Genomic DNA, 12,993 nt, shown 5'->3' on the forward strand with positions numbered 1-12,993 from the left:
CTTAAACTATTTCTGCGAATTTATTGGCATTCTTGTTAAATACCCATAATCCTAAGCCAAAGACAAATACAGAAAGAACATAGGGAACAGCAATTACTACGGGATTGTCCCATAGTTGCCACAAGGTAGGATTCGTATTGTTACTAAAGGTCAAGACATAGCGCATGTCTTGAATAATCTGTGCCATTGGATTGAGCATTTGAATCTTTGCCACCTCCAAATGATTGGTTGAAATTTGTGTAATGGGATAAATAATTGGCGTACCATAAAAACCAGCTTGCATGATGACTTCCCAGATTGGTCCCAAATCTCTAAAATAGACAAAGAATGTCGAAAGCATGAAGGAAATCCCTGTAGTAAAGAGTACAAGCTGAAAGAGAAGCGGTACAATAAAAATGACAGTCCATGACATCTGTACACCATTGATTAAAGCAAATATGGTAACCACAGCAAGCGAAATCATTAAATTAATGAAAGCATTTATTACTACCGAAAAAACGATAACAGACTTTGAAAAGTTTACTTTCCTGAGCATGTCGCCACGACTAACGATAGAAAGCATCCCTACTCCCGTTGTTTCACCAAAGAAACTCCAGATTGTAATACCTAAGAGCAGGGCTACTGCAAAGTGAGGTGTACCTTCCCCGAAACGCATAAAACGTACGAAGACTAAATACATAATCAAAAAGAGCATGACAGGTTTGAGTATAGACCATAAATAACCAATGGCACTCCCTTGATAGCGGAGTTTAAAGTCGGTTTTAATCAGTTCTTTGAGTAGAATTTGATTTCTACGGCTGAAGAAATTCATTTGTTTTTTCCTTTGTATGCAAATTTTGTGAGGATGAGTGTACGGAAAATTTTAGTATGATATCCCTTATTTTTCCGTATATCATATTGATAAAGCATTTGACGTCGCTTTTCTTTCGGCATCTCTAGTAGTTTAACATAGGCTTGGATGAGTTCTCTATTGTACACTGACATGTTGGCTGATTGCTCTTTTAAGAGTTTCTGTGCCTGTTTTTGACTAGATTCGATAAGCCACCAATATTTTTCAAACCAGAGGTGGGGGTGTAACCACTTTTTCATGCGTTTCGTCCATGTTCTTGCACCCAGAACATTTGCATCATGTTGACGATAAAGATGCGTCGGTTGGTCAATATAAACCAGCTTACCAATAGCCGTTGCAAGAAGCGCCAGATACCAATCGTGCATGATGATATCATCAGTAGTTTTCCACTCTTTCGCTAGAGCATGGTTAATCATACTGGCTCCACCTGTGACCGTATTCTCCGTAAGTTCTTGGACCAATTGTGTATTTGCATGATCAGATTGGCTACGGATCATACTTTCCGATAGGACTGTCAGATCTTTGTCAACGACTTTGAGATCGGTGTAATACATGGTCGGTATGCTGTTGTCATTTTTTTCTGCTTCTTGCAAAATAATTTCTAATTTGTTAGGCAGCCAGTAATCGTCCTGATCGGCAAAAAAATAAAAATCTGCAGTATCAGCTTTTACCAATGCGTAGAAAGATGGAATGACACCGACATTTTGAGCTTTGAGCACTTGGATGCGGCTATCTTCACTAGCAATACGATCAATAATTTGGACGGTAGTGTCTCTCGAGCCATCATCACGGATGATGAGCTTCCAGTCTTGAAAGGTTTGTTTTTGAATGCTTTCGATTTGCTCTGCAACAAACTTTTCACCGTTGTAAGTTGACATTAAAATATTAACTTTGGGCATGTTGAAAGTTCTCTTTCAGTTTCAGTGGCTTATTTTATAAATAAAGTTTCATACTGGGTACAAATGTGATCCCAAGTGTACTTTTCTTCAATAATGGATCTTGCTCTGTATTTCAAACGTTGACGCGCTTCAGAGGACATCAGCTCAACCTCTGACAAAACGGTTAGTAAATTTTCCTTGTCAAAATAGATGACAGCATCCTCTGCAGTTGTTCGATTAAAATTCACCCCGAGAACGATATTTACTGGTGTTGACCACATGGCTTCCAGAAGCCCTGGATTAGTTCCACCAACTTCGTGACCATGTAAATAAGCAAAGGCATGCTCACGAATATAACGCAATTCATTTTGATCATAAACAGTGCCAACGAATTTAATTCTCGGATCTTTGTCAAACCCCGTTTGAGCACGAAGTTCTTCATAGTAAGGATTGCCTTCGTAATTCGTAATGATGACTAAATCTCGCGTGGTCTTACTTTCCATAAAATTGCGAATCAGCAATTCGTAATTATTTTCAGGCACAAAGCGCCCCACAATCAAATAATAATCACTGACCCCATATTTTAGCAGAGTTTTAGATTCTGTCAAATCTGATTTGAATTTCTCCGTTCCATAGGCGATAACATCACTATTTACTTGCCCATATTCTGCACGTAGATAGTCAAGAATCCCTTGATTATCACTAATAATCAAGTCCGCATGACGGACCATTTTTCTCTCGGCAAATTTAAGATATTTACGTACCGGCGCAGACCATTTTGTTCGGCGCCATTCAAGGCCATCTGGATTAACAAAAAGTTTACCGCCTATGCCATGTATTTTTTTGGCATAAATTCCGATAACTCCACCAATAGTGTTACCTAAAATGTAGAAAATAGGTTTTTCTATTCCCTCTTGTTTAATGATTTCAAGAGATTTTCTTATAGCTAAAATATCATATGCAATAACACGAGCAGCACCTATATTAGGCACATCAATCACAAAGCAATCGGCCCCTAAATAATCAAAATGTCCATCAGAAAGACTCGTCAAATCCGAATTCTCGCTTTGACAAGCTACATGATATTTAATGTTTTCATTTTTTTTATGTTTGACGAGCTCTTCCACAAAAGTTTCAAAACCGCCATATTTCGCAGGAAGTCCACGACTCCCTATGATAAAAATGTGTTTTATCATAATATTGATAGCCTCTCAAAACGAGAATTCTGCCGTTTCCGACAGAATAGCGCTTTATTTCTTATTAATATCGCCTTTTACACCTGTTTTATCTGGGCGTAAATCACCTTTCGCAAGCATCTGAGCTAAAGCTTCTTGCCATGTTGGAATGTCAAAGCCCGTCGCTTTTGTTTTCTCTAGGCTCATTGCCGAATTAAAAGGACGTTTGGCTTTTGCTGGGAAAGCACTTGAATCAACAGGTATTACCTTTGTATCTGTATCCTTCAAGATTTCTGATGCAAAGTCAAACCAAGTGACGTCCTCACCTGCTGCGGCATCGTTTGTCAAGTGGTAGTAACCCAAGTTGACATCATTGTCAACCAAGTAAACCATAAACTCTGCCAGAGTACGCGTCCATGTAGGACGACCATGTTGATCGTTTACTACTGTCAAAGTATCGTGTGTTTTCGCCAGGTTCTGCATCGTGAAAACGAAATTATGGCCATAGTTTCCAAAAACCCAAGCTGTACGTATCGTATAGAATTTCACACCAGATTCTTCCACGGCGAGTTCACCTAAACGTTTCGTACGCCCATATTCCGATTGAGGATCAGTTGGATCATCAACCTCCCATTCTTGACCAACTGGTAAATCACCATTGAAGACATAGTCTGTTGAAACATAGACAAGTGTCGCTCCAACACGAGCGGCTGCCTCAGCCACATGACGTGTACCGTCAACATTGATTTTTTCATTCAGTGCCTTGCTCTCATCCTCAGCTTTATCTACAGCAGTGTATGCAGCACAATGGTAAACCAATTCTGGCTTGTTTTCATCAAAGAAAGTATCAACTGCAGCTTTATCTGTAATGTCAAGCTCATTGACATCTGCCGCAACATATTTCACATCACGTTCATCTAGGAGATGGCGCAACTCTGTACCAAGTTGGCCATTTCCACCAGTAATTAAAATCATATCTATTCCTTTATCTTAGAGAACTTGTTGGCTTTCAGCATATTTCGCTTCTACTGCAGCTTTATCTGCCTTCCACCAGTCTTGGTTTTCTGTATACCAATCAATTGTGGCTTTTAAGCCTGATTCAAAGTCAGTATGTTTAGGTTCCCAACCAAGCTCTGTGCAAAGTTTTGTATTGTCAATAGCATAACGTAAATCATGACCTGCACGGTCAGTTACACGATCATAAGCGTCAGGTGCCTGTCCCATTTCTGTTAAGATTTCTTCCAAAACTTCTTTATTGCTTCTCTCACCATCAGCTCCGATTAGGTAGGTTTCACCCATACGCCCTTTAGTCAAAATTGTCCAAACGCCTGAAGAATGGTCTTCTGTGTGAATCCAGTCACGCACATTTTTACCATCACCGTAAAGTTTTGGTTTGATGCCTGACAAGATATTTGTAATTTGGCGGGGAATGAACTTTTCAATGTGTTGATAAGGTCCATAGTTATTTGAACAGTTTGAAATTGTCGCCTTCAAACCAAATGAACGTACCCAAGCGCGAACAATCAAATCAGATGCGGCTTTGGTTGATGAATAAGGACTTGAAGGATTGTATGGTGTTTTATCGGTGAATTTCTCACCTTCACCTTCTCCATGACCTGGCAAATCTTCACGGTAAGGCAAATCACCATAAACTTCATCTGTTGACACATGGTGAAAACGCAAATCGTATTTACGTGCCGCTTGAATCAGTGTATAGGTTCCGATAAAGTTGGTATGGATAAATTCGTCTTGTGACTTAAGCGAGTTATCGTTATGGCTTTCTGCCGCATAATGCACGATAGCATCTGCCTTAGAAGCAACTTGATCCACAATCTCTGGATCAGCGATATCGCCGACTACAAGTTCGACACGCTCTCCAAGAATCATGTCGATATTGGCACGATTTCCTGCATAAGTTAATTTATCCAAAACAGTGATATGTACGTCTGGATGATTGTTATAAACGTAGTGTACGAAATTTGAACCGATGAATCCAGCACCACCAGTGACTACGATGTTTTTAAATTCAGTCATTGTTTTTCCCTAATTATATTTAATAAAGTTTTGCTGTAAACGATAATGTTAGGTGTTTTCCATCAAGAGAACACTTTTTATCCCTTCCAAAGAAGAACTTTCTGCCCTCCTCTTTTTCACAAGCAATCAAACTCCTAAACCTCTGCTTGACACTCACCCTAACCGAGTAAATCTGCTGTCAACGGTTTTACATCTGCAAGCATAGGATGATGTTTATCCGCTTCACTCACTTCAGCGTTCTCAAGGTCTTCCCACTCGATACCCAGAGTTGGATCCGCATAGTTTACAAAAGCATATTTTGGCTTAAGTTCCAAAGCCCAGTAGTCATTCACTAAATAAGAGTAAGAAACTGTGTCACTTAAAACTTGGAAACCATTAGCGACGCCTCGTGGAACAAAGATTCCTTTACTGGCATCAATCACCGTTTGATAGACATGCCCAAAGCTGTCACCTTCACGAAGATCTACCCATGAGCCCAACACACGTCCACCATCTGCTACAGATATATACTTATCCCAAGGTTCTGCGTGCAAACCACGAAGGACATTCTTACGTGAGAAAGAAACATTATTTTGTAATTTTCCTTCTGCGAAGAATTTTTCTGGGAAACCTAGAGGCAACATTTTTTCTTTTTGAAAGTTTTCTTTAAACCAGCCACGATTATCCCCATGCACAGGAATGTCAAATTCTAACATGCCTGGGATTGCATCGATTTTACGTGCTGCAAGTTCTTTTCCGAAAAAGTTCTCTGCCATTTTATTTATCACCTACCAATTTAAGCAAATACTTACCATATGCATTTTTCTTCAGAGGTTGTGCAAGTTCACGCACAGCTTCTCCTGAAATGTAGCCCATACGCCATGCAATTTCTTCAAGGTTGGCAACCATAACATTTTGCATACGTTGAACTGTTTCAATATATTGCGCTGCTTCAAGCAAGCTTTCGTGCGTACCTGTATCAAGCCATGCAAAACCACGTCCCATAAGTTCTACAGAAAGATCCCCTCGTTCGAGATAAGCTTTGTTCACATCTGTAATTTCTAGCTCGCCACGTGGTGAAGGCTTGATGCTTTTAGCAATCTCTACGACATCATTATCGTAGAAGTAGAGTCCTGTTACAGCGTAGTCAGATTTTGGTACTTCTGGCTTTTCTTCAATCGAAACAGCATTCATGTCTTTGTCAAATTCTACAACACCGAAACGCTCTGGATCAGGCACTTGATAGCCAAACACCGTTGCTCCTTTTTCTTTAGCTGCAGCTGCTTGAAGCAGCTTAGACATGCCTGGTCCGTGATAAATATTGTCTCCCAAGATAAGAGCAACAGAATCATCTCCAATAAATTCCTCACCAATGAGGAAGGCTTGAGCCAAACCATCTGGACTTGGCTGAACAGCATACTGTAGATTAAGACCGAATTCAGAACCATCTTGCAAGAGTTCTTGGAAACGCGGTGTATCTTCTGGTGTGGAGATAATCAAAATATCTTTGATTCCAGCCAGCATCAGTGTAGATAATGGATAATAAATCATTGGTTTGTCATAGACGGGCATCAGTTGTTTACTTGCTGCACGCGTCAATGGATACAAGCGCGTCCCCGAACCGCCTGCTAAAATAATCCCTTTCATGAGTCACCTCACTTTTTTCTATAGTTAATCAGCATAATTATAGCATATTTTTATTCACATTTCACCTCAACTCTTTATTGCATAAAAGAAAAAGGCTAGACCTATCTTCTCTAGACCTTTTATTTGTGATTTAGCTTGATTACAACTTTTTAAAAATAAAGCTTGAACTTTTCAAGAGCAGATACTGGGCAACCGGTGCAACAAAAAGAAAAGGTAAAAGTAGAAGTAAATGCCCAAGACTTGGCCAAGCCAAGTTGAGAAAGTCCGATCCTACAAGGAGAGCAATCAAGAAAGAAATCTGTGTAAGCGTGAAAATCCATAGGCGATAGCGTTTGATTGGCCAAAATATTCTATGCTGCATCAAAATATAATTCCAAGCAGAAAAGAGTATTGTCATCATCGCAAGTTCCGACTGCGGAATCCCAATGGAAGCACCAATTCCTCCAATAAGTGTTGCTCCAACAGCGATACTTAACCCAACAGGAAAGGAGCGTTCAAATAAAAGTCGTAAAAAACTTCCGCGTACCTGTGAAAAATCTGATTCAAAACTAAGGAAAAATGACGGAATACCCACAAAAAAGGCTGTCAAAACCGTCAATTGGATAGGCTCAAAAGGATATATATTCCCAACAAACAAGGTCAAAACTGTCAATGCAATTGAAAACATCATGCGCACCATTAACAAAGAACCCGTCCGAGTCAAGTTATTAATCACACGCCGTCCTTCGTTGACAATATAGGGCATGGCTGAAAAATTATTATCCATAAGTATCAGATTAGCCGTTTGTTTAGCCGCTTCACTTCCCTCACACATAGCAATTGAACAATCCGCCTCCTTAAAAGCCAAAATGTCGTTAACGCCGTCACCGGTCATTGCTACCGTATGTCCTTTTTGCTTAAGAATTTGTACCATTCTTTTCTTCTGCTGAGGCGACACGCGCCCAAAGACCTGAGCGTTCTCCACTACATATTCTAATTCTTCATCTGTCTTCACTTGGCTTACATCAACATACTTCTCCGAATCCGCTAAAGAGACTGACTTAGCGATGGCAGAGACCGTTACCGGATCATCACCTGAAATGATTTTACAATCTACTCCTTGCTTTTTAAAATACGCCAACGTCTGCTTGGCGTCATCGCGTAATATATCAGAAATGACTATCAGTGCTTGAGCATGTAAATCTTCTGGGAGGAAATTTGTCTCTAGTGGCTCTTTTGACTGAGCCAGAGCCAAAACACGATAACCTTTCTCGGCATATTTTTGTGCCTCACTTTGCAAACGAGAATTTCCTTGAGGAAATAAAAATTGCCAGGCCCCCAGATAATAGGTCGCCTCTGTAAACTCAACAGCACTGTATTTTCTTTCTGATGAAAAAGGAAGGACATGCAAGGCTTTAAGCTCCTTTGAGGGAGCGAAATGTTTTCTCAAAGCCTGAGCTGTAGCATTTTGATCCGGGAGATTTTCTAGTAAATTTCCAACAACACGCGCCAGATATTCTAGGGGTTGCTCTGTCAGCCCTTCGATATGCTCAACCTGCATTTCACCTGTCGTAATCGTTCCTGTTTTATCTAAGCAAAGGACATCTACACGCGCCAGCGCATCAATCGTATGCAGTTCCTGAACCAGTACTTTTTGTTTCACTAAATTAATGACGCCCAAGGTTAAAGCCATGCTGGTCAAGAGAATCAGCCCCTGCGGAAACATGCCTTCTAAGGCTGCGACTGTTCCTAACACGGCCTGTTTATGCCCCGTACCAACAACATAAAACAGCTTTAGATAAAGCGAAAGCCCCAGAGGTATCATGATAAAACTAACGATACGCACTACCTTGGCTAAGCTGTCACGTAGCATGCGCTTTTGCTTCTTTATCTTTCTTGCTTCATGGGACAGTTGATGAATATAGTTGTCTTTCCCCACATGAATAACACGTGCTACTGCTGTTCCACTTGTCACAAAACTTCCTGAAAAAAGTTCTGCACCTTCTTTTTTAGTCAAAGCATCCGCCTCACCTGTCAGTAAAGCCTCATTTACTTCAAGCTGTCCCTCTATAATCTGACTGTCACAGGGAATTTGATCTCCCAAACCCAGAAGGATGATATCACCAAGGACTAATTCTTCTTGCTTTAACTCTATCTGCTTCCCTTGACGAAAAAGCTTGACCTTACTTGCATTTAACAGAGAAAGCTTATCCAACAAGCGACGGGCTTTAATTTCCTGATGCAGACCAATCCCTGCGTTGACTGCAACAACAATGATAAAAAGCGCATTGCGATAGGAACCTACAGAAAGGACTAAAACAAAAAGAACTATATTAATTGTATTGAAAAAGGTCAACAAGTTACTGGCAAAAATTTGACCATATGTCTTGCTGCTTTCATTTTTTGCAATGTTGATTTGTCCTGCTTCCAAACGTTTCTTGACTTCTTCCTGAGTCAAACCTTCATATTTAAAAGACATAAGTTCCCTCCTCACTCTAAATTTATCCTAACACAGATAGGAAAGCAAAGACCTTACATTATCGAAATATAAAAACTCGCCAAAATCACGGCGAGCTTCCTCTGCTTATCTTGTTGGTCGTGCCATAGATGATTGAACGTTAAATTTGCGTTGAATAAGAAAACGAATCACCATCACAGCTGCCCCAAGAACGATTGTAACATAAGGCGCAAGGACGATATTGATCGACTTAGGGAGTAAAGCGACTAAAACAGATACACCTGCCCAGGCAACCATTGCCAAAGCAAGCATCGCAAAGCCCTTCCCTTTTTTCTGCGCTCTTTGCGCACTGTAAAAATACTTATACATCCAGTACATCACCAGACCGGCCAGAGCGGAGGATGCAAGTGTTGTTAGAACGCCATAGACACTCGCTTGAGGTTGAAAGAGCCCCATAAGCCCCATCACAACTGAAATCACTCCAAAGAAGAGGAGCGCACTATCAAGCCACATCAAGAAAGGGGATTCGTTTTTCTCTTTTTCCTGATGCTCGGCCTTATCTTCAATTTTATATTGTGTTGCAAACTCTACAGGTGCACCTAACAGTTTACGGGCAAGAATGCCTTCTTTTTGGCCTTCAATAATTTTGGGCAAGATTTCAGTAAGGATTTCTTTAACTTCCTCATCTGATTTTCCTTGAAGCATCAGTTGCTTTGTGACACTGTGTACATATTCGCTATTTTTTGCAGTGAGTTGCTCGATTAGATTTTCCATACCTCCTATTATATAAAAAAATTAGCGAAATTTGGAAATAAAACTTGATTTTTTTAATAAAAAAATGTTATACTAATTTGGTATGTTATTTTGAGGGTTTCTGTAAGAATTATATTTCAGATCTGAATTTTTAGAGATGCTCTTTAAAAAAAGCATGAAATTTTTAAGGAGGAGTCAAATCATGTCAAAAGAATGTTATTTTACTGGTCGTAAGACTGTATCAAGTAATAACCGTTCACATGCGATGAACCAGACTAAACGTGTAGTTAAACCAAATCTTCAAAAAGTTCAAATTCTTGAAAACGGTGAACTCAAAACTGTATGGGCTTCAGCTAAGGCGTTGAAAAAATTGCCTGCAGGCGTTGAGCGCGTATAAGTCGTTTAGATAAATAAAGCCAGTAAATAGGATATTTACTGGTCTTTTTTATTCTTTAAAAAGCTATAAGCGGTAACTGAGCGTTGAACAAATCCAAAAGAGAGGCGAATAAAAAGCGCTCGACTTCAGACTGCCTCCCTTTCTGATTTATATATGCTTTTTTAGAGACTTAAGCTATTTTCTTAAAGTTGGATAGTGTATAGTCTCTTTTCTGACACCTTACCAAGGTTGGCTTGTTGGTCCAACTGTAAACTCACTAATGTTCACATCTTCAGGTTGTTCAAGTGCAAAAGCAACGATACGAGCAATTGCATCAGGGCTAATACCGTGCTTTTCATACAGAGCAGCCATGCCCTCTGATGTCCCTTTATCTGTGATTGTATTGAGCAGCTCCGTGTTGATTGCTGCTGGATAAATGGTTGCCGTACGGATATTAGTACCTTCCATTGCTGATTCCATGCGCAAGACCTCCATTAATTCACGGACTGCCCATTTTGTTGCACCGTATACACCACTATTAGGATAAGCTTTCAGACCAGCCACTGAACTTGTTGTGATAATATGACCTGATTTTTGTTTGACAAACTCGGGCATAACTGCTGCGATTCCATTGAGTACGCCTTTGAGATTGATGTCGACCATACTGTTCCACTCGTTGACCTTAAGTGCTGAAAGCGGGCTACTAGGCATGATACCTGCATTGAGGAAAATCGCATCAACCTTGCCGTACTTTTCTTTTGCAAAAGCAACGAGTGCAGCATTTTCCTCTGCAGAAGTAACATCGGTAACCTTGTAGTCAACTGAAGCACTTTGCCCTGTCAGTTTTTCTTTCAGCATTGCCAGACGATCTTCACGTCGGGCAGCAAGTACTAAACTTGCTCCTTTTTCTGCAAGAAGTTTCGCTGTAGCCTCACCAATTCCACTTGAAGCTCCAGTAATGATGACAACTTTATCTTTAAGTGAGTTAGACATTTGATTCTCCTTTTCTTAATTTATACATCCATTATAAACCTTGAAGTGAACTCCAAGTCAAGAAAAAGGTTATCAGCAATGAAAAAGTTCTAGCGATACCGCTAGAACTCTTGATTTTCAAGATTTTCTTCAATTGGGTTCATGACTTCATCATAATGTTCCAATTTATAAGTCAAATAGTTGTACGCACGCTGTTTTTCCTCAATCTCCAGCTTAAGTTGAGCCGCTTGTTGTCGGAGGATTTCTTTACGTATTTCAACATCACCATTTTCAATGACTAATTTCATGTAGCGTGTCAGAGGTTCTATTTTCACCCCTGCATCACGCATATGCTTCACAAACTGTAAGGCTTGGATGTCACGGTCTGTAAAATGACGTAAACCATTTTCTTTACGCGCAATTTTTGGAATTAATCCAATTTTTTCATAATATCTGATGTTATCTGCTTTAATACCTGATAGCTCGGCAGCTTTCTTTATATTCATAATCTTTTAATGCTCTTTGTGAAATAACTGTATATTATGCATCTATTATAGCATTTTTACTATCTTTACTTCTATATCAAGTAAAGTTTCACTGAGTACATCATTAAACCTAGTAGCGGACACTGCATTTACCATTTGCTCTTTTTACGCATAACCTCTCAATAACAATTAACCAAGGTAGAAGAACGTATGAACAGTCCCTGTTAAAGGTTATTCGTTGGTTTTGTCTTATTCTAATCCTGTTCAATTCTTTTTTATATCTTTTGAAGAAAGAAATAAAAATGCTTATGGTAGGGATAAAAAAGGACTTGCTTGAAGCAAGTCGCATCTCGTCAAATAAAAGTTGACGACAGGTATGTTCTAAGAAGCTTTATTCTGGGGCCAGGCGGTTCTTTTTTTGTGATTTTTCAACCAAAAACATCTCACAAGTCCTAAGAGCTTGTACTGCTCCCCTAAAGCTAGACAGAAAACTCTAATGCTAGAGGTGCCCTCTCTCGTGTACAGTCTCTAAAAGCCGGAAGTCCATGCGCCGTCTTGGTCGCGGAGGATCATAGAGGGTGCTTGATGTTGATTTCCACTAACAGTAAGAGTCGGATGAGTTCCAATAATAAATGTTCCCGTCAAATGTGCTATATACCACGGATGAGTGGATATAAATGGTGTCCGTGTCCATGTTCCAGCGACTACTCGTGAAGGCATAGTAGGATAAGCCTTTCCGGGTCCCGAAATATTATTGATTTCTGCTATGGAAAGGGCAAAGGCCTTCTTCTCGCCGTTAGGGTCCACCTCCGCAAAGTCATTTTTCAAAGCCTCCGTAAAGGCAGGGTGTTCAAAGTCTAGAATGAAAGCATGAGGTGCCCCTACAGCTGGTATCGCTCCACTAGCCACAGATGTATTCCCAGAAAACCAATCTTCACTGATATGTGCATCAGGACCTACTCCAGTAAATTCTTTTTGCACTGGCTGGACCTGACGGCGAACAACACTTGGCAGATTATCATGCCAGTTCTTCATGTTATTATCTAAACTAGAGCCATTATAACCTTCCACATCTGGGATAATATTCCAGGGCGTAAGTAGTTGAAAATCGGCAGTTTGTACCAAGTGATTTCCATCCCCCTTGTTCTCAAGATAGCGGTATTGCGTGCCACGCATAGAGAATGTTTGACCCGGCTCCATCTCACCAAGGATAGGTAAGCCATTACGTACTTCATCCACTAACTGTTTGGCAAGGTCGCTATGGTTTTCTGGGGCTTCCTCCCAAAGGGCAGAGACATCACCATCTGTGTTGGCAACCATATTGGCAACGGCCTTAATCCCGTAATAATAATCTCCCCGAATCCCGCTCGTAGAAAAATTAGCCTGATCGAGGAGGAAAGAAGTCGC

The 12,993-nt window shown here is 40.3% G+C and carries 12 protein-coding genes and 1 pseudogene; 1 reads left to right on the plus strand and 12 read right to left on the minus strand.

The window, feature by feature from the left end; translation table 11 throughout:
• Position 1: 1 nt before the first annotated feature.
• The 9 genes from NFR51_RS04855 to NFR51_RS04895 all read right to left on the minus strand — a co-directional run bounded on the left by NFR51_RS04855 (position 2) and on the right by NFR51_RS04895 (position 9,774).
• Positions 2-811 (minus strand): ABC transporter permease, encoded by an 810-nt coding sequence (locus tag NFR51_RS04855; protein ID WP_251712588.1) that lies wholly within the window; start codon positions 809-811, stop codon positions 2-4.
• Positions 808-1,749, minus strand: coding sequence for a glycosyltransferase family 2 protein (locus NFR51_RS04860; protein WP_251712589.1), 942 nt, complete (start codon positions 1,747-1,749; stop codon positions 808-810). Before NFR51_RS04860 ends, NFR51_RS04855 begins: the two co-directional genes overlap by 4 nt.
• Before the next feature lie 29 nt (positions 1,750-1,778).
• The gene (cps2T, locus tag NFR51_RS04865; RefSeq protein WP_251712590.1) at positions 1,779-2,924 is read right to left on the minus strand and encodes a beta 1-4 rhamnosyltransferase Cps2T; all 1,146 of its coding nucleotides are present in this window, start codon (positions 2,922-2,924) and stop codon (positions 1,779-1,781) included.
• Between the two features lie 54 nt (positions 2,925-2,978).
• The gene (gene rfbD / locus NFR51_RS04870; RefSeq protein WP_251712591.1) at positions 2,979-3,878 is read right to left on the minus strand and encodes a dTDP-4-dehydrorhamnose reductase; all 900 of its coding nucleotides are present in this window, start codon (positions 3,876-3,878) and stop codon (positions 2,979-2,981) included.
• A gap of 15 nt (positions 3,879-3,893) precedes the next feature.
• Positions 3,894-4,937: a dTDP-glucose 4,6-dehydratase gene (gene rfbB, locus NFR51_RS04875; protein WP_251712592.1), complete on the minus strand. Its 1,044-nt coding sequence runs from the start codon at positions 4,935-4,937 to the stop codon at positions 3,894-3,896.
• A 158-nt stretch (positions 4,938-5,095) separates the two neighbouring features.
• On the minus strand, positions 5,096-5,692 hold the full coding sequence (locus NFR51_RS04880) for a dTDP-4-dehydrorhamnose 3,5-epimerase family protein (RefSeq protein WP_251712593.1): 597 nt from the start codon (positions 5,690-5,692) through the stop codon (positions 5,096-5,098).
• 1 nt (position 5,693) lies between these two features.
• Positions 5,694-6,563, minus strand: a complete 870-nt coding sequence (gene rfbA / locus NFR51_RS04885) for a glucose-1-phosphate thymidylyltransferase RfbA (RefSeq protein ID WP_251420349.1) — start codon at positions 6,561-6,563, stop codon at positions 5,694-5,696.
• Positions 6,564-6,702: 139 nt separating this feature from the next.
• On the minus strand, positions 6,703-9,021 hold the full coding sequence (locus tag NFR51_RS04890) for an HAD-IC family P-type ATPase (protein WP_251712594.1): 2,319 nt from the start codon (positions 9,019-9,021) through the stop codon (positions 6,703-6,705).
• A 105-nt stretch (positions 9,022-9,126) separates the two neighbouring features.
• Positions 9,127-9,774: a DUF1129 domain-containing protein gene (locus NFR51_RS04895; RefSeq protein ID WP_251712595.1), complete on the minus strand. Its 648-nt coding sequence runs from the start codon at positions 9,772-9,774 to the stop codon at positions 9,127-9,129.
• 181 nt (positions 9,775-9,955) lie between these two features.
• On the opposite strand from NFR51_RS04895, the gene rpmB reads away from it, so the two are divergent.
• A complete protein-coding gene (gene rpmB / locus NFR51_RS04900) occupies positions 9,956-10,150 on the plus strand; it encodes a 50S ribosomal protein L28 (protein ID WP_003133678.1) in 195 nt (64 codons plus the stop codon).
• 219 nt (positions 10,151-10,369) lie between these two features.
• Here the strand turns inward: rpmB and NFR51_RS04905 are convergent, their stop codons facing one another.
• From NFR51_RS04905 to NFR51_RS04915, 3 genes and pseudogenes are all read right to left on the minus strand, one after another.
• Positions 10,370-11,122, minus strand: a complete 753-nt coding sequence (locus NFR51_RS04905; RefSeq protein ID WP_202229650.1) for an SDR family oxidoreductase — start codon at positions 11,120-11,122, stop codon at positions 10,370-10,372.
• A 101-nt stretch (positions 11,123-11,223) separates the two neighbouring features.
• Positions 11,224-11,607 carry a MerR family transcriptional regulator gene (locus NFR51_RS04910; RefSeq protein ID WP_251712596.1) on the minus strand — a complete coding sequence of 128 codons (384 nt, stop codon included), beginning with the start codon at positions 11,605-11,607 and terminating at the stop codon, positions 11,224-11,226.
• A 507-nt stretch (positions 11,608-12,114) separates the two neighbouring features.
• A pseudogene (locus tag NFR51_RS04915) lies at positions 12,115-12,993 on the minus strand (hypothetical protein); the annotation flags it as partial.

It is taken from the genome of Lactococcus ileimucosae (assembly GCF_943193185.1).
GTDB classification, from domain to species: Bacteria; Bacillota; Bacilli; order Lactobacillales; family Streptococcaceae; genus Lactococcus; species Lactococcus ileimucosae.

Coding starts and splice junctions, on each gene's coding strand:
- NFR51_RS04855 (WP_251712588.1), bottom strand. CDS start 811: ATGAATTTCTTCAGCCGTAGAAATCAAATTCTACTCAAAGAACTGATT.
- NFR51_RS04860 (WP_251712589.1), bottom strand. CDS start 1,749: ATGCCCAAAGTTAATATTTTAATGTCAACTTACAACGGTGAAAAGTTT.
- cps2T (WP_251712590.1), bottom strand. CDS start 2,924: ATGATAAAACACATTTTTATCATAGGGAGTCGTGGACTTCCTGCGAAA.
- rfbD (WP_251712591.1), bottom strand. CDS start 3,878: ATGATTTTAATTACTGGTGGAAATGGCCAACTTGGTACAGAGTTGCGC.
- rfbB (WP_251712592.1), bottom strand. CDS start 4,937: ATGACTGAATTTAAAAACATCGTAGTCACTGGTGGTGCTGGATTCATC.
- NFR51_RS04880 (WP_251712593.1), bottom strand. CDS start 5,692: ATGGCAGAGAACTTTTTCGGAAAAGAACTTGCAGCACGTAAAATCGAT.
- rfbA (WP_251420349.1), bottom strand. CDS start 6,563: ATGAAAGGGATTATTTTAGCAGGCGGTTCGGGGACGCGCTTGTATCCA.
- NFR51_RS04890 (WP_251712594.1), bottom strand. CDS start 9,021: ATGTCTTTTAAATATGAAGGTTTGACTCAGGAAGAAGTCAAGAAACGT.
- NFR51_RS04895 (WP_251712595.1), bottom strand. CDS start 9,774: ATGGAAAATCTAATCGAGCAACTCACTGCAAAAAATAGCGAATATGTA.
- rpmB (WP_003133678.1), top strand. CDS start 9,956: ATGTCAAAAGAATGTTATTTTACTGGTCGTAAGACTGTATCAAGTAAT.
- NFR51_RS04905 (WP_202229650.1), bottom strand. CDS start 11,122: ATGTCTAACTCACTTAAAGATAAAGTTGTCATCATTACTGGAGCTTCA.
- NFR51_RS04910 (WP_251712596.1), bottom strand. CDS start 11,607: ATGAATATAAAGAAAGCTGCCGAGCTATCAGGTATTAAAGCAGATAAC.